We start from the raw sequence: 20190 nt of genomic DNA on the forward strand, positions 1-20190 counted from the left end.
TCAGATCGGTCTCCCCACGACTGTCATCCCGCGACAGGGGCACCGATACGGCCTTGGGTCCCACCGCACCGGGCCACTCGGCACTGGCCGCTCGTCCCCGGTGCTGCCGGGCCGGCGCCCGGGGCGGACCGCGGTGGCGGGTGCGGGTCATCCGGCCCGGGGCGGCCGGACCTTTCCCTCTGGGCCGGGCCCGCCGGGCGTGCGTGCCATGGAGGGGGACACGGCCGGAGGGAGCCGGACATGAATCGGATAGGGCATGACATGACGCCCCTGCCCGACCTGGTGCACGACCGGGCGCGGGTGGGCCCGGTCCGGGATCGCCGGCCGGTCTATCGCGACCTGCTGCCGCCGTGCAACGCCGGTTGCCCCGCAGGGGAGAACATCCAGGCCTGGCTCGCGCACGCGCAGGCGGGCGAGTACGAACCGGCCTGGCGGGTGCTGACCGCCGACAATCCGCTGCCGGCGGTGCACGGCCGGGTCTGCTATCACCCGTGCGAGTCGGTGTGCAACCGCACCCAGCTGGACAGCGCGGTCTCCATCCACGGCGTCGAGCGCTTCCTCGGCGACCTGGCCCTGGACCGGGGCTGGGCGTTCGCGCCACCGCCAGCGCCCACCGGACGGCGGGTCCTGGTCGTCGGGGCCGGGCCGTCCGGGCTCTCCGCCGCCTACCAGCTCGCCCGGCTCGGTCATCACGTGGAGATCTACGACGCGGGTGACCAGCCCGGCGGGATGATGCGGTACGGCATTCCCGCCTACCGGCTGCCCCGCGACGTCCTGGCGGCCGAGATCGCCCGGATCACCGCCCTCGGTGTGGTGATCGAGACCGGGCACCCGGTGCACGATCTGGCGGCGGAACGCCGGGCGGGCCGGTTCGACGCCGTCTTCGTGGCCGTCGGGGCGCACCTGTCCCGGCGCATCGACATCCCGGCCCGCGAGGCCGGGCGCATCGTCGACGCGGTCGGCCTGCTGCGCCGGGTCGCCTCCGGCGAGCGCCCGGTGATCGGCCGGCGGGTGGCGGTCTACGGCGGCGGCAACACCGCCATGGACGCGGCCCGGGTCGTCAAGCGGCTCGGCGCCGAGGAGGCGCTGATCGTCTACCGGCGGACCCGGGAGCAGATGCCCGCGCACGCCGAGGAGGCGGACGAGGCCGAACGCGAGGGCGTGAAGATCAACTGGCTGCGGACCATCCAGGCGTTCGACGGGCCGGAGCTGACCGTCGAGGTGATGGAGTTGGACCCGGCCGGCCGGCCGACGCCTACCGGGCGCACCGAGACCCTGGCCGCCGACACCGTGGTCCTCGCGCTCGGGCAGCGCGCCGACACCGCGTTCTTGCACGGCGTGCCGGGTGTCGAATTCGGGCCGGACGGCACGGTGCTGGTGTCGCCGGCGTTCATGACCGGTTGCCCGGGCGTCTTCGCCGGCGGTGACATGGTGCCCGCCGAGCGCACGGTCACCGTCGGGGTCGGGCACGGCCGCAAGGCCGCCCGGCACATCCACGCCTATCTGAACGCGACCGCCGCGCCCGCGCCCGCCAAGCACCCGGTCGCGGACTTCGGCCTGCTGCACCCGTGGTACTTCGGTGACGCGCACCGCCGCGTCCAACCGGAACGCGATCCCGCGGCCCGGGTCGCCGACTTCACCGAGGTGGTCGCCGGGCTGGACGAGCGGGCCGCCCGGTTCGAGGCCGGCCGTTGCCTGTCCTGCGGCAACTGCTTCGAGTGCGACGGCTGCCTGGGCGCCTGCCCGGAGGACGCGGTGATCAAGCTCGGGCCGGGCAACCGCTATCGCTTCGACTACGACCGCTGCACCGGCTGCGGCACGTGCTTCGCGCAGTGTCCGGTGCACGCGATCGAGCTGATTCCGGAGGACCCGCGATGACTCGTACGATCGTGGACGGCAACGAGGCCGCAGCGTCGGTCGCGTACCGGTTGAACGAGATCTGCTGCATCTACCCGATCACCCCGTCCTCCCCGATGGCAGAGCTGGCCGACCAGTGGTCGGTCGCCGGTCGTCGCAACGTCTGGGGTTCGGTGCCGGTCGTGGTCGAGATGCAGAGCGAGGGTGGCGCGGCCGGCGCCCTGCACGGCGCGTTGCAGAGCGGCGCGCTGACCACGACGTTCACCGCGTCGCAGGGCCTGCTGCTGATGATCCCGAACATGTACAAGATCGCCGGTGAGCTGACGCCGGCGGTGCTGCACGTCGCCGCCCGGTCGCTGGCCACCCAGGGACTGTCCATCTTCGGCGACCACTCCGACGTGATGGCAGTCCGGGCCACCGGCTTCGCCATGCTCGCCGCCGCCTCGGTGCAGGAGGCTCACGACCTCGCCCTGGTGGCCCAGGCGGCGTCGCTGCGCACCCGGGTGCCGTTCGTGCACTTCTTCGACGGGTTCCGCACCTCGCACGAGCTCGCCACCATCGACGCGCTGGACGACGACGACCTGCGCGCGCTGATCCCGGAGGAGCTGATCCGGGCGCACCGGGCCCGGTCGCTGTCGCCGGAGCGGCCGGTGATCCGGGGTACGGCGCAGAACCCGGACGTGTACTTCCAGAGTCGCGAGACGGTCAACCCGTACCACGCCCGGGTGCCGGACGCGGTGCAGTCCGCCATGGACCAGCTGGCCGCGCGCACCGGGCGCCGGTACCGCACGGTCGAGTACCACGGCGCCCCGGACGCCGAACGGGTCGTCGTGCTGATGGGCTCGGGGGCCGAGACGGCGCGAGAGACGGTCACGTACCTGACCGGGCGCGGCGAGCGGGTCGGCGTGGTCCAGGTGCGGCTGTTCCGGCCGTTCCCGGCCGACGCCCTGGTCGAGGCGATGCCGGCCACGGTCACCCGGGTGGCCGTGCTCGATCGCACCAAGGAGCCAGGTTCCGCCGGTGAGCCGCTGCACCTGGACGTGGTGGCGGCGCTGGCCGCCACCGGCCACTCGATGCCGGCCGTGATCGGCGGCCGGTACGGTCTCGGCTCCAAGGAGTTCACCCCCGGCATGGTCGCCGGTGTCTTCGCCGAGCTGGCGGCGGACCGCCCCCGGCCGCGTTTCACCGTCGGCATCGTCGACGACGTCTCCGGGACCAGCCTGCCCTGGACCGAACGGGACATCGAACCGCCGGAGACCGATCGGGCGGTGTTCTTCGGGATCGCCTCGGACGGCACGGTCGGCGCCAACAAGAACACCATCAAGATTCTCGCTGACCGGCCGGGCACCCACGCCCAGGGCTACTTCGTCTACGACTCCAAGAAGTCCGGCGGTCTCACCGTCTCCCACCTGCGGTTCGGGCCGGCCCCGATCCACGCGCCGTATCTGATCACCCAGGCCGGGTTCGTCGGATGCCACCACGCCGCCCTGCTGGACCGGGTGGACGTGCTGGACCGGGCCGCGTCCGGTGCCACCCTGCTGCTCAACAGCGCCGCCGCGGACGTGTGGGCGACACTGTCCCGCCCGGTGCAGGAACAGATCATCGCCAAGGGCCTGGCGCTGTACGCGATCGACGCCGACGCGGTGGCCGCCACGGCCGGGCTGCCCGGGCGGAGCAACACCGTGCTGCAGACCTGCTACTTCGCCATCTCCGGGGTGCTGCCCCGGGACGAGGCGCTCACCCGGGTCAAGGCCGCGATCACCAGGACGTACGCGAAACGCGGTCCGGAGGTCGTCGCCCGCAACCACGCTGCCGTGGACGCCGCGATCGCCGGGTTGCGCCGGATCGTCGTACCGGAGCAGGCGACCGCCACCCGGCAACCACCGCAAGCGGTCCCGGTCACCGCGCCACCCTTCGTCCGTGAGGTCACCGCGGCGATGCTGGCCGGGCACGGCGATCAGCTGCCGGTCAGCGCGTTGCCGGTCGACGGCACCTATCCCGGTGGCACCACCGCCTATGAGAAGCGCAACCTCGCCGACTTGGTCGCCACCTGGGACCCGCAGACCTGCATCCAGTGCGGCACCTGCGCGTTCGTGTGCCCGCACAGCGTCATCCGGTCCAAGCTGCTCGACCTGAAGGAGCTGGCCGGGGCGCCGGACGGCTTCCCGCACGCGCCGCTGAACGCCCGCGGCCTGCCGGACACCGAGTTCACCCTGCAGGTCTACCTGGAGGACTGCACCGGCTGCGGGCTCTGTGTGCAGGCCTGCCCGATCGGGACCCCGGACCGGAAGGCGATCAACCTGGCGCCGCGCGCACCGCAGCTGGAGTCCGGGCGCGCCGCGATCGGCTTCTTCGAGACCCTGCCGTACGCCGACCGGTCGCGGGTCGATTTCGGCACCGTCCGGGGCGCCCAGTTCCTCCAGCCGTTGTTCGAGTTCTCGCTCGCCTGCACCGGCTGCGGGGAGACCCCGTACCTCAAGGTGCTCTCCCAGCTGTTCGGGGACCGGCTGATGGTCGCCAACGCCACCGGCTGCTCCTCCATCTACGGCGGCAACCTGCCCACCACCCCGTGGACCAGCAACGCCCAGGGGCGCGGCCCGGCCTGGTCGAACTCCCTGTTCGAGGACGACGCCGAGTTCGGGCTCGGTTTCCGGCTCGCCGCCGACCTGCACCGCCGGCTCGCCGAGGACCGGCTGCGGGACCTGCGCGACCGGCTCGGCCCGGAGCTTGTCGACGCGGTGGTGTCCGCGCCGCAGCGCCGCGAGTCCGAGTTCGCCGCGCAGCGCGAGCGGCTGGCCGAGCTGGACCGCCGGCTGGCCGGTCTGCCGGTCCGCGACCCGGCCGTCGCCGACCTGCGCAGCGTGCTGGACCACCTGGTCCGCCGCAGCGTGTGGATCGTCGGCGGTGACGGCTGGGCATACGACATCGGAGCGGCCGGGCTCGACCACGTGCTGGCCGGTGGCCGCGACGTCAACGTGCTGGTGCTCGACACCGAGGTGTACTCCAACACCGGTGGCCAGATGTCCAAGGCGACCCCGCTGTCCGCGGTGGCCCGGTTCGCCGCCGGCGGCAAGACCACCCCGAAGAAAGACCTGGCGCTGCAGGCCATCGCGTACGGCAACGTCTACGTGGCCCGAGTCGCGATGGGCGCCGACCCGCAGCAGACCCTGCAGGCGCTGCGCGAGGCCGAAGCCTACGACGGGCCGTCGCTGGTGATCGCGTACGCCCACTGTGTCGCCCACGGCATCGACCTGCGCGACGGCCTGGACCAGCAGCACCTCGCGGTGGCTACCGGCTACTGGCCGCTGATCCGCTACGACCCGCTGCTGCGCGCCGCCGACGCCAACCCGTTCCTGCTCGACTCGCCGCGGCCCCGGCTGCCGCTGGCCCGGTTCACCGAACGGGAGCTGCGGTTCCGGCAACTGCGCGACACCGACCCGGCCGAGGCCGAGCGGCTCGCCGGGCTCGCCCAGGCGGCGGTCGACCAACGCTGGCAAGTGTACGAGGAGATGGCGGCACACGGCCCGGACCGCTTCCCCGCGGACGCCCGTCGCTGACCGGTCCGGGTGCCGGGCGGTGGCTGGACCGGATCGGACGATAGGCCCACGACCAGGCTTGTGGTGCCGCGCCCGGCGGCGTTGGGTGGACAGGGGCGCTGGACCATACCGGGCTGGGCGCCGACGGACGGCGAGCAGGCCGGCAACCGGCAGCCGAGGGATCAACAATGCTGAGAACCACGATGGAACGCGATCTGGCCAGCGGGATCACGACGGTGCGCCTCGTCGGCGAGCTGGGCCGGGCCAATGTGGCCACGGTACGCACCGCGGTGGGCAAGGCTGCCGCCGAGTGCCCGGCCGCCGTGATCGTCGATCTGGCCGCACTGCGGCCGACCGGCGATCCACCGCTCGACGTGTTCGCCATGACGACCCATCAGGCCCAGTCCGAATGGGGCGTGCCGGTCCTGCTGTGCGCGGCGACACCGGAGATCCGACAGCGCCTCGGCCCGCTCCGAAACTTCGTGGCCCTGTACGACCAGCACGCGCAGGCGGCGGTGGCGGTGCTCGCCTACGTCCCCCGCCGGGTCTGCGGGCACTTCATGCCGGTGCCGGCGAACGTCGCCGCCGCCCGGTCGCTGGTCGGCGAGGCGTGCCTGAGCTGGGGCCTCGTGCACCTGCAGGAGACCTCCCGGCTGATCACCTCCGAGCTGGTGTCCAACGCGATCGTCCACGCCGCCACCGAGCTGGATCTGGTCATCGCGTACACCGGGCGCTACCTGCGGATCGCCGTGCAGGACGGCAGCCCGGTGACGCCGCTGGTCGCCGGGAAACCGCCGCCGACGAGCGCCGTCATGCTGCCGGGAACCGGGCGCGGGCTGCGCGTGGTGGGGGCGACGGCGGCGCACTGGGGCGTGACGAAGATCCCCAGCGGGAAGATCGTCTGGGCGCTGTTGCTGGCGTATCGCTACTGACGACACCGGCTCCGCTGTCGAGGGCCGACCGGCCCGCCCGGCCCGGCCGTCCTGCCCTGCCCGCCGGCCCTGGGCGGGGCGAGTGTGGAGACGAGCGCGATCGAGACCGGAAGGATGCCGCAGCCATGAGCCAGCAGAAGATCATCGTGGGCTACGACGGATCACCCGACGCCCGCGCTGCGGCGACCTGGGCGCTGGACCACGCGGCCCGGACCGCGGCCACGGTCACCTTCCTCTACGCCTACGAGGAACCGTTCTGGATGCCGGCGGCGAGCATGGTGCCGACCCCGGCCGTACGCCCGCCGGAGGACCTGCAGCGGACCGCGACCACCATGTTGGCGCAGGTCACGACGGCCGCTGCGCGAACACATCCCACGGTGACGACCGAGACGAGGACCGTGATCGCGTTCGCCGGGCCGGCCCTGATCGCCGGCTCCGCTCAGGCGGAGACGGTCGTCGTCGGCAGTCGCGGGCACAGCGCGGTGGCCGGGCTGCTCGGCTCGGTGAGCGTGGCGGTGAGCGCCCACGCGCACTGCCCGGTCGTGGTGGTCCGCGGCGAGGCACCGGAGGGCGCACCGGTGGTGGCCGGCGCCGACGGTTCGGCCGCCTCGGCGGCAGTGCTGGCCTTCGCCGCCGGCCAGGCCGCCGACCGCCGGGTGCCGTTGCGGGTGCTCGGTGCGTGGCCGCCGGTGACCGGCCTGTGGGAGACCGGCCCGGTCATCACCCGCTCCGTGACCGCAGAGGAGCGCAAGCCGTTCGACGATCTCGTCGGTGAGGTGCGCGAGGTGCACCCGGACCTGGAGGTCGTCGCGGACGCGGTGGTGGAGCATCCGGCCGCCGCACTGGTCCGGGCCAGCGCCTCCGCGCAGCTGCTCGTCGTCGGCAGCCGGGGACGAGGCCCGGTGCGCGGGCTGCTGCTGGGGTCGGTCGGTCAGCACCTGTTGCGCCACTCGTCCTGCACGGTCGCGGTGGTTCACGAGACACGGCAGGACCAGTGACGTCGCCCGGCGACCGCCGCTCAGCCGACCAGGAAGATCGGGCAGTGCGCCCGATGCAGGACCGCGCGGTTCACCGAGCCCAGCCGCTGACGCCCGGCGTCGCGCCCGACCACGATCGCGGCGGCGTGTTCAGAGGCAGCGACGAGTTCGGTCACCGGGTCACCGATCACGGTGTGGTTGCGGACCGAGACCCCACCGCGCCGGTCGGTCCAGTCGGGTACCTCACTCGGTTCACCGACGGCGTGCAGCAGGACGACGTCGCAGCCACGGACCCGGGCCTCCTCGACAGCGAACTCGGCCGCCCGGGTGGCGGCCGCCGTCCCGTTCACGCCGACCACCAGGGGCCGGGCCGGCGACTCAGGGCCGGTCGGCCAGCCGGGTGCCCGGACCACCAGGACCGGCCCGGTGTGCCGGGCCGCCACCTGGTCGGCGACGCTGCGCCGCAGCGAGCCCCGAGCGGCACCGTGGCGGTGCCCGACCACGATCAGATCATCGGCGGTGGCTTCCGCCAGCAGCATCTCGGCGGGTCCCATCCCGGCCGTGACCCGGGTGGAGACCGCGACCTCCGGTGCGAAACGCCGGACCCGCTCGGCGAGCCGGTCCAGCGCCGGCCTGGTGCGCGGCGACGAGCCGGCGTGCACGATCCGCAGCGGGGTTCCGCGCAGCCCGGCCTCGATGGCGGCCAGGTCGACCGCGAGGTGGGCGGTCGGCAGCTCGTCCGCCCCCACGATCACCCGGCCGGCCGGCGGAGGCTTCGCGGCCGGATCCGGCGGCGGCGTGGGTGCCGGGACGTACGGATCGACGTACGAGAAGGCGTTGAGGTAGCGGTTGACCACCTCGCTGTACGGCGTGGCCCGGTGCGGGGCGCCCGCCCGTTGCCGCGCCTCGTGTTCCACTCTGAGTCTGTCGAGGTCGTTCATGGTCGTCTCCCCACCGCGCACGGTGTGCGCCGGAACCGGCACGGCACCCCCGCATCGGCGGGGGTGCCGATGAGCCTCCGTACTTCCAGGTGACCTCGGCGGCGCCCGTTCGCCCAGTGCCGTCCTGCCCTGGGCATCGGCCCGATGGTCACCTCGTCCGGTCAGGGCGAGCTGAAGAGCACGGCCGCGGCGATGGCGCGGCGCCAGGTGGCGTGTTCGGTGGCACGCTTCGCCGGGTCCATGGTGGGCAGCCAGCGGCCGGCCCGGTGCCGGTTGGCCCGCAGGTCACGCGGGTCGGACCAGTAGCCGACGGCCAGGCCCGCGGCGTACGCGGCGCCCAGCGAGACCGTCTCGGCGACCATCGGGCGGGCCACCGGCACGTCGAGCACGTCCGCGACGATCTGCATCAGCAGGTTGTCGGCGGTCATCCCGCCGTCCACGTTGAGCGTGGTCAGCGCCAGACCGGAGTCCGCGTTCATCGCGTCCACCACGTCGCGGGTCTGCCAGGCGGTCGCCTCGAGCACCGCCCGGGCCAGGTGCGCCTTGGTGACGTACGAGGTCAGCCCCACGATCACGCCCCGGGTGTCGCTGCGCCAGTGCGGGGCGAACAATCCGGAGAAGGCCGGCACGATGTAACAGCCGCCGTTGTCGGTCACGGTGGCCGCCAGGGTCTCGATCTCGGCGGCCGTGCCGATCAGGCCGAGCCCGTCGCGCATCCACTGGACCAGTGAGCCGGCGATCGCGATCGACCCCTCCAGGGCGAAGACCGGCGGCTGCGAGCCGATCCGGTACCCGACCGTGGTGATCAGCCCGTGTGCCGACCGGACCGGGGTGGTGCCCGTGTTGAGCAGCAGGAACCCGCCGGTGCCGTACGTGCACTTGGCGTCGCCCGGCTCGAAGCAGGTCTGGCCGAACAATGCGGCCTGCTGGTCACCGATCGCCGCGGCGATCGGCACGCCGAGACCGTCGGCCGTCCCGTAGACCTCGGCCGACGAGCGGATCTCCGGCAGCATCGCGCGGGGGATGGCGAAGATGTCCAGCAGCACCGGATCCCAGTCCAGGGTGGCCAGGTTCATCAGCTGGGTACGGCTGGCGTTGGTCACGTCGGTGACGTGCAGCCCGCCGGTCAGGTTCCAGATCAGCCAACTGTCCATCGTCCCGAACAGCACCTCACCGCGGTCCGCTTTTGATCGCAGCCCGGGGATGCTGTCGAGCAGCCAGCGCGCCTTGGTCGCGGAGAAGTAGGTGGCCGGCGGCAGCCCGGTGCGTTCCCGCAGCACGTCCGGGTCCAGGCCGTCGAGCAGCGGCGCGGTCCGGGTGTCCTGCCAGACGATCGCCGGCGCCACCGGCCGGCCGGTCGCGCGCTCCCAGACCACCGTCGTCTCGCGCTGGTTGGCGATGCCGATGGCCGCGATCTTGTCCGCGGTCAGGCCCGCGTCGCGCAACGCCCGGGTGATGAGTTTGCGCACGTCGCGCCAGACCCGGGCGGCGTCGTGCTCGACCCAGCCGGGCTGCGGGTAGGACTGCGGATGCTCCGCGCGGGCCAGGGCCACCACGGTGGCCCGCCGATCGAAGACGATGCATCGGCTCGACGTGGTGCCCTGGTCGATGGCGAGGATGTAGCGGTCGGTCACGGCTGCGGGCCGCTCAGGTCGCGGGAGATCGCCCGGCCGGCCGCGACCACGTGCTCGACCAGGGCCGGGCGGGCCTGCCGGCGGGTGTCGCAGAGCCGTTCGACCGGGCCGCTGATCCCGATCGCGCCGACCACCAGGCCGCCGAAGGTGCGCACCGGCGCGGCGATCCCGGCCCTCCCGGCCTGCCATTCCTCGACCGATAAAGCCCACCCTTGGGCGCGGGTCACGGCAAGCGTCCGGGTGAGAGCTTGCCGGGTGGTCACGGTTCCTCTGGTGTACGCCATGAGCCCGGCCGCCAGCACGTCCTCGGCCGCCGCCACCCGATATGCCAGCAGCACCTGACCCAGCGCGGTCGCGTGCGCCGGCACCACCCGGCCGGTATTCATCGACTGCGCCGAGTCGTCCGGCCGGAACACGTGGTGCACGACCAGCACCCCGCCATCGCGCAGCGCGCCCACGTACACCTCCTCGCCGCTGCGCGAGGCCAGCGCGTCGGCCCAGTTCAGCGTGTGCGCACGCAGCTCGTTCGCGTCGAGCCCGGTGGAGCTCAGATCGAGCAGGGCGCGGCCAAGCCGGTACCGCGCGGTCCGCGGGTCCTGCTCGGCGAACCCGATGTGGGTCAGCGTGCGCAGGATGCTCTGCGCGGTCGACTTGGGCAGGTCGAGCGCGTCGGCGATCTGTTTGACCCGCAGGCGCCCGGGACCGTCCGCGAGCAGGCGCAGCACCGCGGAGGAACGTTCGATGGACTGAATGAGACCGGGCATCGTGCGACATTGTCGCACGCTCGTCGTTGCCGCGGATCTTTTCGCTTCCTAACGTCGCGCTTGTCAAGGGCAAGCGGGCCCATCGGGCGGGAGGCACAGTGGCGCAGTTCATCGCCGCGATCGATCAGGGCACCACCAGCACGCGCTTCATGATCTTCGACCGTGGCGGGGTAGAGATCGGCCGGAGCCAGATCGAGCACCGGCAGATCCTGCCGGCGGCCGGCCTGGTCGAGCACGACGCGCGGGAGATCTGGGAGAACGTCCGCAAGACGATCGACGCGGCGCTGAGCGGCGCCGGGCTGGTGGCCTCGGACCTGGCCGCGATCGGTATCGCCAACCAGCGCGAGACCACGGTGATCTGGGAGCGGGCCACCGGCGAACCGGTCGCGCCGGCCATCGTCTGGCAGGACACCCGGACCGCGCCGCAGCTGGCCGGACTGGACGCTGACCTGCTGCGGGAACGCACCGGGCTGCCGCCGGCCACCTACTTCTCCGCGACCAAGGCGCGCTGGCTGCTCGACAACGTGGCCGGGCTGCGGGAGCGGGCCGAGCGCGGCGAGGTGCTGTTCGGCACGATGGACAGCTGGCTGATCTGGAACCTGACCGGTGGCCTGCACCTGACCGACGTGACCAACGCCAGCCGCACCCAGCTGATGAACCTGGCCACCCTGGACTGGGACCCGGTGCTGCTGGACATCTTCGCCATCCCCCGCGCCATGCTGCCGGAGATCCGGTCGTCGGCCGAGGTCTACGGGACGGCCGACGGTCTCGGCGTGCCGATCGCCGCGGCGATCGGTGACCAGCAGGCCGCACTGTTCGGCCAAACCTGCTTCGAGCCGGGCGACGCCAAGTGCACATACGGCACCGGGAACTTCGTGCTGCTCAACACCGGCACCACCCCGGTCCGGTCCACGCACGGGCTGCTCACCACGGTGGCCTACCGGTTCGGCGACCAGCCGCCGGTGTTCGCCCTGGAGGGCTCGGTGGCGGCCAGCGGCTCGGCCATCCAGTGGCTGCGCGACCAGCTCGGCATCCTGGAGTCCGCGTCCGACAGCGAGACCCTGGCCGGGCAGGTCGAGGACACCGCGGGGGTGTACTTCGTACCGGCGTTCTCCGGGCTGTTCGCGCCGTACTGGCGGCCGGACGCGCGGGCCGCGATCGTCGGGTTGTCCCGGTACCACACCGCGGCGCACCTGACCCGGGCCGCGCTCGAGGCGATCTGCTACCAGACCCGTGACGTGGTGGTGGCGATGGCGCAGGACTCCGGCACCGAGCTGGACTGCCTGCAGGTGGACGGCGGGGTGACCGCCAACGCCCTGTGCATGCAGCTGCAGGCGGACATCCTCGGCGTGCCGGTGAGCCGCCCGGCGGTGGCCGAGACCACGGCACTGGGCGCGGCGTACGCGGCCGGGCTCGCGGTCGGGTTCTGGACCTCACTCGACGAGTTGCGCGCCAACCGGCACGAGGACCGGCGATGGCAGCCGGCGTGGACCGCCGAGCGACGTACCGAAGGCACCACCCGGTGGCGCAAAGCCATCGACCGCACCCTCGATTGGGCTTAGGCCGTACCCGAAAGGAATTTGAATGAACACCGGAGTGATCTCCTCACGGTCGCGTGCGGCCGCACTCGCCTCGATGGCGAACGGCGAAGAACTTGACGTGCTCGTGGTCGGGGCGGGTGTGGTCGGGGCCGGGTCGGCGCTGGACGCGGCGACCCGCGGGCTGTCGGTCGGGCTGCTGGAGGCGCGCGACTTCGCCAGCGGCACGTCCAGCCGGAGCAGCAAACTCATCCACGGTGGCTTGCGCTACCTGGAGATGCTCGACTTCGCCCTGGTCCGCGAGGCGCTCAAGGAGCGTGGCCTGCTGATCCAGCGGCTCGCCCCGCACCTGGTCCGCCCGGTCTCGTTCCTCTACCCGCTGCAGCACCGGGCCTGGGAACGGCTCTACATCGGCGCCGGCATCGCTCTCTACGACGCCCTCGCGCTCACCGGCAGCTTCGGCGCCGGCCTGCCCCGGCACCGGCACCTGAGCCGCACCGAGGCGCTGCGCGCGTTCCCGTCGCTGCGGCCGGAGTCGCTGGTCGGCGCGATCCGCTACTCCGACGCGCAGGTCGACGACGCGCGGCACACCATGTTCCTGGTCCGCACGGCCGCGGCCTACGGCGCGAAGGTGGCCGCCCGCACCGAGGTGATCGGGTTCCTGCGCGAGGGCCGCCGGGTGGTCGGGGTCCGCGCCCGCGACGCCGAGACCGGCGCCGAGCTGGAGATCCGCGCCCGTACGGTGATCAACGCGACCGGGGTGTGGACCGGCGACAGCCAGGCGCTGCTCACCGGCGAGCCGAACCAGTTCCGGATCACCGCGAGCAAGGGCATCCACATCGTGGTGCCCCGGGAGCGGATCGCCGGCAACACCGGGATGATCCTGCGCACCGAGAAGAGCGTGCTGTTCGTCATCCCCTGGGAACGGCACTGGATCATCGGCACCACCGACACCGAGTGGACCCTGGACAAGGGTCACCCGGCCGCGTCCCGCGCCGACGTCGACTACCTGCTCGACGAGGTCAACCAGACCCTGGCCACCCCGCTGACCCACGACGACGTGCAGGGTGTCTACGCCGGGCTGCGGCCGCTGCTGTCCGCGCAGTCGGACACCACGGCCAAGCTGTCCCGCGAGCACGCGGTCGGCACCCCGGTGCCCGGCATGGTGGTGGTGGCCGGTGGCAAGTACACGACGTACCGGGTGATGGCCAAGGACGCCGTCGACGCGGCGGTCAAGGAGCTGCACAGCCGGGTGCCGGCGTCGTGCACCGAGCAGATCCCGCTGCTCGGCGCGAACGGCTACCGGGCCGCGTGGAACCGGCGGGCGCTGCTGGCCCGTATGTCCGGGCTGCCGGTGGCGCGGATCGAGCACCTGCTGCAGCGGTACGGCACGCTCACCGAGGAACTGCTCGACCTGGTCTCCGAGGACCCGTCGCTGGGTGAGCCGTTGGAGGGTGCCGCGGATTATCTGCGGGCCGAGGCGGTCTACGCGGTGACCCATGAGGGGGCGCGGCACCTCGAGGACGTGCTGACCCGTCGTACCAGGATCTCTATTGAAACAGCGGACCGCGGCGTGGCCGCGGCCCGGACCACCGCGAGGTTGATCTCGGGCCCGCTGGGCTGGGGCGCCGACGACATCGAGCGGGAAATTTCGCTGTACGAGGCGCGCGTCGTCGCCGAGCTCGCCGCGCAGGAACAGCCGGACGACGCGACCGCGGACGCGACCCGCCGCGCCGCCGTCGACGTGGCCCCGCTGGCCGCCGCGGTGTAAGACCGATCCGGCGCGGTTCCGGGGGCGGGGCCGCGCCGGATCACACCCGCTCGACGACCGGACGACGGCCCGGGCGGGTGGACTTGACCGCGTACATCGACTCGTCGGCGCGGCGCAGCAGCGCGTCCACGCTCAGATCGCCCTCCTCGCGCAGGCCGACGCCGACGCTCGCGCCGATCCGCACGGTGTGCCCGAGGATGCCGAACGGCTCGGTGAGCCGCTCGGTCAGCCGCCGGGCCAGGTCCTCGGCCTCGGACCGGCCGCTCACCCCGGGCATCAGCACCGCGAACTCATCGCCGCCGAGCCGGGCGACCAGATCCTCGGCCCGGGTGTGCGCCCGCAGCAGCCGGCCCACCTCGACCAGCAGCGCGTCCCCGGCGGCGTGCCCGTGCAGGTCGTTGACCGGTTTGAACCCGTCCAGGTCGAGGTAGAGCACCGCCAGGGTCTCATCGGCGCGCGCGGCCTCGGCAGCCGACACGAACAGGGCGCGGTTCGCGAGCCCGGTCAGCGGGTCGTGGTAGGCCAGGTGATGCAACTCGTTCTCCCGCTCGCGCAGCTCGGCGACCACCCGGTGCAGGTCGCGGCTGAGCGCGGTGTTGTCCCGCAGCGCCACCAGCTGACGGGCCAGCACCAGCAGCAGCACCGTGCCGAGCAGCACGGACAGGAAGGCGCTGAGCCGGTCCCCGCTCGCCAGCAGGTCCACCGCCGCCAGCACCGCGAGCGCCAGCGGCAGGTACGGCAGCCACAGCAGGATCGGCACGCTCTGCTCGGCGTCGTCACCCGGGCGGGCCGCCGGGGCCCGGTGCGCGGCCAACGCCATCAGCACGAACCCGGCCACCCAGCCGGTGTCGATCGGATCGCCGCAGGTGTACGTGCTGTGCTGGTTGAGGTAGGCGAACCCGAGGTCACCGACGCTGAGCGCGAGCGCCGCGGCCAGGATCAGCGCCGCCGTCGCCCGGTGCCCGGGTGCGGCCCGGTGCAGCAGGATCAGCGCGACCGCGGCCAGCAGCACGTCGCTGAGCGGATAGGCCAGCGACATCGCCTTGGCGCCGGCCGTCAGGTTGCCCGCCTGGTAGACCGGTTCGAGGATGAACGCCCAGCTCAGGAACAGCAACGAACCGGCGATGACCAGGCCGTCCAGCATCACCCGTAGCAGGCCGCGCCGGACGCCGAGCACCGCCACCATCCCGGCGACCGCACCCGGCACCATCAGCAGGAAGCCGAAGTCGCCGACGTTCGGGAACGGGGCGTGGCCCTCGCGGAACGTCACGTAGAACGCCCACACCGTCTCGCCGAACGCCCAGCCGACCATGCCGAGGGCGAGGACGGCCCAGCCGTACCGGGCCCGGCCGGTGTTGCGCCGGGCGGCGGCGCCGGCACTGGCCGCGGCGATCAGCGCGGACAGGATCAGCACCCCGACGCTGAGGTTCGTCGCCGCCTGCGAGCCGGGCGGCAGCACCCGCAACGCGGTGAAGTGCCCGACGACCAGTCCGGCGCCGAGAAGGCCGGCTCGCAAGCTCGGAGACATCCGTTCACCTTCGCGGCGGCCGGTTGCGGTCCGGGTGCGGCGACGGGTGCCGGCCGGTTGCGGATCCGGCCGGATCCCGGCGCGCGGTCAGCGTTTCTCGAGGCGGTCCATCTCGGCGCGGATCGCCTCCTCGGACGGCTCGGATCCGACGAACACGTCCCAGAGGTGGAAGGCGACGCCGATACCCCACCCGAACAGCGGGAACATCGGCCAGAAGAATCCGTCCGGGGTGGTCAGCCACCAGATGGCCACCAGGAACGCGTTGACCAGAACGTATGCCAGCACATGTGTCTGCAGTTCACGCCGTTTGCGCAGTCGGCCGACCGCGGTCTGGCGCAGGTCACCCGGCGGTGGCGCGGCCGGGACACCGGACATGGTCGTCATCACAGCTCCCCTCCTGGCCTGGTCCTTCTCGTACCCCCACCGTCACGTGACCGCGACGGTCGGGCACAGGGCCGGACGTCACCTGCCGCCCGGGCCGACCGGGCAGCGCCGATCGGGCACGCCGTCCACGATCCGTACCGCGCTGTGCGCCAGACGGGCCAGTGCGGCGACCATGGCCGCGGACCGGGGATCCGTTCCGGCCGCCACCACGAGCAGGTCCGCCTGGCGGCTCGCGGCCGCCAGCGTGATCACCGCGTCCACACTGCGCCGGACGGTGACGGTCGCGTCGACGGCCGGGTACTTGTCGGCCCACCGGCGGGCCACGTCGCGGACGAACTGGTCGTCGGCCGTGGACGCCGGTCCGGTGACCACCACGGTCACCGCCGCGCCGTACCGCTCGGCCTCGCCGAACGCATATCGCAGGACGGTCTCGGCCGGGTCCGCGCCGATCAGGCCCGCCACGATCCGGCCGCCGGGCTGCGGCGACCGGGACCGGCGAGCGGGCGAAGTCCTCATACCCTCAGGGTGTACCGGCCCCAGGTGCCGGACAGCGGCCGGAGGTCCTGCCGGTACGGGACTTCCCGCGCTGCCGCCGGCCTGCGCGCCCGCGCGAGGGTGGGAACATGGCCACCATCGAGGTACGTGACCTGGTCCGGGCGTACGGGCCGGTGCGGGCGGTGGACGGGATCAGCTTCTCGGTCGGCGACGGCGAGACGTTCGCGCTGCTCGGACCGAACGGAGCCGGCAAGACCACCACTGTGGAGATTCTGGAGGGGTACCGCACCCGGGACGCCGGTACGGTCCGGGTGCTGGACTGTGACCCGGCGACCGGCGGCCCGGCCTACCGGTCGAGGATCGGGGTGGTGCTGCAGTCGGCCGGGTTCGAGGAGGAGTTCACCGTCCGGGAGCTGGTCCGGCTGCAGGCCGCGCTGTACCCGCGCGGGCACGACCCGGACGAGCTGATCACGCTGGTCGGGCTGGCCGGCAAACGCGACACCCGGGTGAAGGGGCTCTCCGGCGGTCAGCGGCGCCGGCTGGACCTGGCGCTGGGTCTGGCCGGGGCGCCCGAGATGCTCTTCCTCGACGAGCCGACCACCGGCTTCGACCCGGCCGCCCGGCACCGCGCCTGGGATCTCGTCGGGAACCTGCGAGCGCTCGGCACGACGATCCTGCTGACCACCCACTACCTCGAGGAGGCGCAGCGACTCGCCGATCGGGTCGCGGTGATGCGGGCGGGGCGCATCCTGGCGATCGGCTCCCCCGAGGACCTGCGGGCCGGCAGCAAACTGCCGACGGTCATCACGTTCGAGCTGCCCGCGGCGGTCCGGGTCGCCGACCTGCCGGCGCTGAGCGCGCCGCCGGAGGTGGCCGGGGTGACGGTACGGGTCACCTCCCGGGAGCCGGTCGCGGACTCCTGGCGGCTCACCGGATGGGCGGTGCAGCACCAGGTCACGCTGCCGGACTTCGCCGTCAGCCCACCGGCGTTGGAGGACGTCTACCTGGCGCTCACCGCGGAGAATACCGATGACCGGCCCGGCTGACGTCGCGACCCGGCACCGGTCCGCGCTGCGGCCGCTGACCGGCCATGCGGTGCGGAGTTTCGCGCGTAACCCGATCGGCGCGTTCTTCACCCTCGCGTTCCCGCTCGCCTTCCTGGTCATCGTGGCGTCGATCGTCGGCGACCAGACCACCCCGGACGGTGTGCCGATCGCTCAGTACCTGGTCTCGCCGTTCGCCGTGTTCGGCGTGGCGCAGGCGTCCTTCGTGCTGGTCGCGGTGGACCTGGCCGGGCTGCGGGAGACCGGGGTGCTGCTGCGGCTGCGCGCCACCCCGGTCCGGGCGCGGACCGTGCTCGCGTCCCGGATCGCCGCCGCGGTGGTCGCCTCCGGGATCGCGGTGGTGCTGCTGACCACGGTGGGTGTGGCCGGGTACGACGTCCAGCTCGTCTGGCGCAAGGTCCCGGCGATGCTGGTGACCCTGCTGCTCGGCATCGCCTGCTGCGCCGCCCTGGGACTGGCGCTGGCCTCGCTGACCCGGACCGTGCTGGTCGCCCAGTCGCTGGCCCAGGGCCTGCTGATCACTCTGGCCTTCGTCTCCGACGTCTTCATCGTCGGCGCGGCCCTGCCCCGCTGGCTCGACGTGCTCGGCTCGGTGCTGCCGCTCAAGCATCTGGCCCGCGCCATGGCCGAGACCTTCGACCCTACCCCCGGGTACGGGTTCTCACCCGGTCATCTCACCGTCATCGTGGCCTGGACCGTGGCCGGCGCGCTGGCCGCCCGGCTGCGGTTCGGGTGGCAACCGCGTGGTTCCACGGCGCCGCGGGTGACGACGGAGCCGGACGTCGTCGCCCGGCCGCACCTCTCGCGGCCGAGGGCGCGGCGCCGGTCACCGCTGGCCGGACAGATCGGTTATGCGATGCTCGGCCTGCGCCGCAATCTGCTCTCGGTCTTCTTCTCGCTGGTCTTCCCCGCCCTGCTGCTGGCCCTGTTCCCGACCGTCTTCGGCGACGGGCGGGTGCACGGGATGCCCCTGGCCCAGTACCTGTTCGCCGGCATGATCACGTACACCGCCGCCCTCACCGCCTACGTCGACATGCCGGAGTCGGTGGTCGTCGCCCGGTCCGCCGGGGTGCTCAAGCGGCTGCGCGGTACACCGCTGCGGTTCCGCTGGTACTTCACCGGCCGGGCGAGCGCGGCGCTACTCGTCTCGCTGCTCGCCGCCGTGCTGCTCACCGCGGTCGGCACCGGGTTCCTCGGGGTCCGGCTGGACCCGGTCCGGCTGCCGGCCCTGCTGCTCACCATCGTCGCCGGATCGCTGTGCTTCGCGGCGCTGGGCCTGGCGGTGGCCGCGCTGCTGCCCTCCGCCCGGTCGATCGTCGCCGTCACGCTCGGGACACTGCTGCCGCTCTGCTTCGCGTCGGAGATCTTCGTCGTCGGTGACCGGCCACTGCCCGGCTGGCTCACCACCGTGGCGGACCTCTTCCCGCTGCGCCACCTGCTGCAGGCGGTCCTCGCGGCGACCCGCCCGGACGCCTCCGGCGCCGGTGTCGCCGCCGGTCACCTGGCCGTACTCGCCGGATGGGCCGCGCTCGGGCTGCTGGTGGCAGGACGCCGCCGGTCCGCGTTGTCCTGACCGAATCCGGGCCGAACGGCTCTGCCCCGGCCGGCCCGGCCGTGATCAGGCTGGGGAGGGGGTTCATGGAACGTGAGGAGGCATCATGGCATCCACCACGATCGACGTGTTCGACCACGCCGTGCACACCGCACAGAACTGGCTCGCCGGCATCACCAGGCGCTTCGGCGACGGCGACCGGCACGCCGCGCACCGGATCCTGCGGGCCTGGTTGCACACCCTGCGCGACCGGCTGCCGGCCGCCGTGGCCGCGGACTTCGCCGCCCAGCTCCCGGAACTCTTCCGTGGCGCCTTCTATGACGGCTGGCAACCCGGCCGGGCTCCGGTCAAATACGGGCCGGAGGAGTACCGGCGGCGCTTCGCCCTCGAGGCGCAGATCCCGGTCGACGAGGTCGACACCGCGGCCGCGGTGGTGACCGCCGAGCTGCGCGACCGGATGTCGCCGGGTCAGGTCGACCAGGTCCTGGAGGTGCTACCGGATCCGATCCGCCGGATCCTGCGGGGCCCGGCCGAGACCGGTGAGCGGGCAGAACCGCCGGTGCACCGGGAGCCGGACGTCGCCGAGCTGGACCCGGACCAGCTGGCGCGGGCGGCCCGCCGGAACACCGAACTGCTCATCGCCGCGTCGCTGCACGACCCATGGTGACCGCGTCCGCGGACCTTCGGCCCTTACCGGCCGGAACGGCCCGGCCCAAGCTGGAGTCGGGAGGTGGCGAGATGACGAACATCCTCGTGGCCTATGCCACCAAGAACGGCACCACCCGGGAGGTCGCCGAAGCGGTGGCGACCGCCGCCACCGCCGAAGGAGCCCAGGTGCAGGTCCAGCCGGCCCGGGCGGTCAGGGGGCCGCTGACCGGCTGGGACCTGATCGTCGTCGGCGCTCCGCTCTATTCCGGGCGCTGGCACCGGGACGCACACCGCTTCCTCGCCCGGTACCGGGACGACCTGGATGCGGTCCCGGTGGCCGTGTTCGGGATGGGCCCGCGCCGCGACGAGCAGGAGGCCTGGCTGCGCAGCTCGGAGCAACTGGACCGGGCGCTGGACCGGCAGCCCTGGCTGACACCGGTCGCCGTGGGCCTGTTCGGCGGCGCGGACCGGCCGCGGCGCCGCGGTATCCGGGCCGACCTGCGCGACTGGGCCGCCATCGGCGAGTGGACCCGCAAGGTTCTGGCGATCAGCGGCACCGTCTGAAGCAC

General features: G+C 73.1%; 16 protein-coding genes. 10 read left to right on the forward strand and 6 right to left on the reverse strand.

Annotation, left to right across the window (positions count from 1 at the left end):
- Positions 1-261: 261 nt before the first annotated feature.
- From ADL15_RS45540 to ADL15_RS45555, 4 genes are all read left to right on the forward strand, one after another.
- Positions 262-1878 carry an NAD(P)-binding protein gene (locus ADL15_RS45540; protein WP_232344958.1) on the forward strand — a complete coding sequence of 539 codons (1617 nt, stop codon included), beginning with the start codon at positions 262-264 and terminating at the stop codon, positions 1876-1878.
- Entirely contained in the window at positions 1875-5414 is a 3540-nt protein-coding gene (gene nifJ / locus ADL15_RS45545) for a pyruvate:ferredoxin (flavodoxin) oxidoreductase (RefSeq protein ID WP_067706012.1), read from the forward strand. The genes ADL15_RS45540 and nifJ overlap by 4 nt, the downstream gene beginning before the upstream one ends.
- A gap of 167 nt (positions 5415-5581) precedes the next feature.
- Positions 5582-6325: an ATP-binding protein gene (locus tag ADL15_RS45550; protein WP_157441999.1), complete on the forward strand. Its 744-nt coding sequence runs from the start codon at positions 5582-5584 to the stop codon at positions 6323-6325.
- Positions 6326-6450: 125 nt separating this feature from the next.
- Complete coding sequence (locus ADL15_RS45555) at positions 6451-7323, forward strand: universal stress protein (protein WP_067706017.1); 873 nt, start codon at positions 6451-6453, stop codon at positions 7321-7323.
- A 20-nt stretch (positions 7324-7343) separates the two neighbouring features.
- On the opposite strand, the gene ADL15_RS45560 is transcribed toward ADL15_RS45555, so the two are convergent.
- From ADL15_RS45560 to ADL15_RS45570, 3 genes are all read right to left on the reverse strand, one after another.
- Positions 7344-8243, reverse strand: a complete 900-nt coding sequence (locus ADL15_RS45560) for a universal stress protein (RefSeq protein WP_157442000.1) — start codon at positions 8241-8243, stop codon at positions 7344-7346.
- Positions 8244-8404: 161 nt separating this feature from the next.
- A complete protein-coding gene (gene glpK / locus ADL15_RS45565) occupies positions 8405-9877 on the reverse strand; it encodes a glycerol kinase GlpK (protein ID WP_067706020.1) in 1473 nt (490 codons plus the stop codon).
- The gene (locus ADL15_RS45570; protein ID WP_067706021.1) at positions 9874-10641 is read right to left on the reverse strand and encodes an IclR family transcriptional regulator; all 768 of its coding nucleotides are present in this window, start codon (positions 10639-10641) and stop codon (positions 9874-9876) included. The genes glpK (ADL15_RS45565) and ADL15_RS45570 overlap by 4 nt, the downstream gene beginning before the upstream one ends.
- A 98-nt stretch (positions 10642-10739) precedes the next feature.
- On the opposite strand from ADL15_RS45570, the gene glpK (ADL15_RS45575) reads away from it, so the two are divergent.
- Positions 10740-12203: a glycerol kinase GlpK gene (glpK, locus tag ADL15_RS45575; RefSeq protein ID WP_067706022.1), complete on the forward strand. Its 1464-nt coding sequence runs from the start codon at positions 10740-10742 to the stop codon at positions 12201-12203.
- Positions 12204-12225: 22 nt separating this feature from the next.
- Positions 12226-13950, forward strand: coding sequence for a glycerol-3-phosphate dehydrogenase/oxidase (locus ADL15_RS45580; RefSeq protein ID WP_067706024.1), 1725 nt, complete (start codon positions 12226-12228; stop codon positions 13948-13950).
- Positions 13951-13990: 40 nt separating this feature from the next.
- On the opposite strand, the gene ADL15_RS45585 is transcribed toward ADL15_RS45580, so the two are convergent.
- From ADL15_RS45585 to ADL15_RS45595, 3 genes are all read right to left on the reverse strand, one after another.
- On the reverse strand, positions 13991-15478 hold the full coding sequence (locus ADL15_RS45585; RefSeq protein WP_157442001.1) for a GGDEF domain-containing protein: 1488 nt from the start codon (positions 15476-15478) through the stop codon (positions 13991-13993).
- Between the two features lie 87 nt (positions 15479-15565).
- On the reverse strand, positions 15566-15862 hold the full coding sequence (locus ADL15_RS45590) for a 2TM domain-containing protein (RefSeq protein WP_067706031.1): 297 nt from the start codon (positions 15860-15862) through the stop codon (positions 15566-15568).
- Positions 15863-15940: 78 nt separating this feature from the next.
- Positions 15941-16378, reverse strand: coding sequence for a universal stress protein (locus tag ADL15_RS45595; RefSeq protein WP_157442002.1), 438 nt, complete (start codon positions 16376-16378; stop codon positions 15941-15943).
- Positions 16379-16485: 107 nt separating this feature from the next.
- Here ADL15_RS45595 and ADL15_RS45600 point away from each other — a divergent pair, with 107 nt between their 5' ends.
- From ADL15_RS45600 to ADL15_RS45615, 4 genes are all read left to right on the forward strand, one after another.
- Positions 16486-17403 carry an ABC transporter ATP-binding protein gene (locus ADL15_RS45600; protein ID WP_067706035.1) on the forward strand — a complete coding sequence of 306 codons (918 nt, stop codon included), beginning with the start codon at positions 16486-16488 and terminating at the stop codon, positions 17401-17403.
- On the forward strand, positions 17387-18994 hold the full coding sequence (locus tag ADL15_RS45605; protein ID WP_067706037.1) for an ABC transporter permease: 1608 nt from the start codon (positions 17387-17389) through the stop codon (positions 18992-18994). The genes ADL15_RS45600 and ADL15_RS45605 overlap by 17 nt, the downstream gene beginning before the upstream one ends.
- Positions 18995-19079: 85 nt before the next feature.
- Positions 19080-19640 (forward strand): DUF2267 domain-containing protein, encoded by a 561-nt coding sequence (locus ADL15_RS45610; RefSeq protein ID WP_067706039.1) that lies wholly within the window; start codon positions 19080-19082, stop codon positions 19638-19640.
- Between the two features lie 71 nt (positions 19641-19711).
- Positions 19712-20185 carry a flavodoxin domain-containing protein gene (locus ADL15_RS45615; protein ID WP_067706041.1) on the forward strand — a complete coding sequence of 158 codons (474 nt, stop codon included), beginning with the start codon at positions 19712-19714 and terminating at the stop codon, positions 20183-20185.
- Positions 20186-20190: the final 5 nt, after the last annotated feature.

The organism is Actinoplanes awajinensis subsp. mycoplanecinus (genome assembly GCF_001509495.1).
Taxonomy (GTDB): domain Bacteria; phylum Actinomycetota; class Actinomycetes; order Mycobacteriales; family Micromonosporaceae; genus Actinoplanes; species Actinoplanes palleronii.

What these genes read in the sequence shown, in the direction of transcription:
- ADL15_RS45580 (WP_067706024.1), top strand. Translation starts at nt 12,226, where the DNA reads ATGAACACCGGAGTGATCTCCTCACGGTCGCGTGCGGCCGCACTCGCC.
- ADL15_RS45610 (WP_067706039.1), top strand. Translation starts at nt 19,080, where the DNA reads ATGGCATCCACCACGATCGACGTGTTCGACCACGCCGTGCACACCGCA.
- nifJ (WP_067706012.1), top strand. Translation starts at nt 1,875, where the DNA reads ATGACTCGTACGATCGTGGACGGCAACGAGGCCGCAGCGTCGGTCGCG.
- ADL15_RS45550 (WP_157441999.1), top strand. Translation starts at nt 5,582, where the DNA reads ATGCTGAGAACCACGATGGAACGCGATCTGGCCAGCGGGATCACGACG.
- ADL15_RS45585 (WP_157442001.1), bottom strand. Translation starts at nt 15,478, where the DNA reads ATGTCTCCGAGCTTGCGAGCCGGCCTTCTCGGCGCCGGACTGGTCGTC.
- ADL15_RS45590 (WP_067706031.1), bottom strand. Translation starts at nt 15,862, where the DNA reads ATGACGACCATGTCCGGTGTCCCGGCCGCGCCACCGCCGGGTGACCTG.
- ADL15_RS45615 (WP_067706041.1), top strand. Translation starts at nt 19,712, where the DNA reads ATGACGAACATCCTCGTGGCCTATGCCACCAAGAACGGCACCACCCGG.
- ADL15_RS45570 (WP_067706021.1), bottom strand. Translation starts at nt 10,641, where the DNA reads ATGCCCGGTCTCATTCAGTCCATCGAACGTTCCTCCGCGGTGCTGCGC.
- ADL15_RS45560 (WP_157442000.1), bottom strand. Translation starts at nt 8,243, where the DNA reads ATGAACGACCTCGACAGACTCAGAGTGGAACACGAGGCGCGGCAACGG.
- ADL15_RS45540 (WP_232344958.1), top strand. Translation starts at nt 262, where the DNA reads ATGACGCCCCTGCCCGACCTGGTGCACGACCGGGCGCGGGTGGGCCCG.
- ADL15_RS45555 (WP_067706017.1), top strand. Translation starts at nt 6,451, where the DNA reads ATGAGCCAGCAGAAGATCATCGTGGGCTACGACGGATCACCCGACGCC.
- ADL15_RS45595 (WP_157442002.1), bottom strand. Translation starts at nt 16,378, where the DNA reads ATGAGGACTTCGCCCGCTCGCCGGTCCCGGTCGCCGCAGCCCGGCGGC.
- ADL15_RS45600 (WP_067706035.1), top strand. Translation starts at nt 16,486, where the DNA reads ATGGCCACCATCGAGGTACGTGACCTGGTCCGGGCGTACGGGCCGGTG.
- ADL15_RS45605 (WP_067706037.1), top strand. Translation starts at nt 17,387, where the DNA reads ATGACCGGCCCGGCTGACGTCGCGACCCGGCACCGGTCCGCGCTGCGG.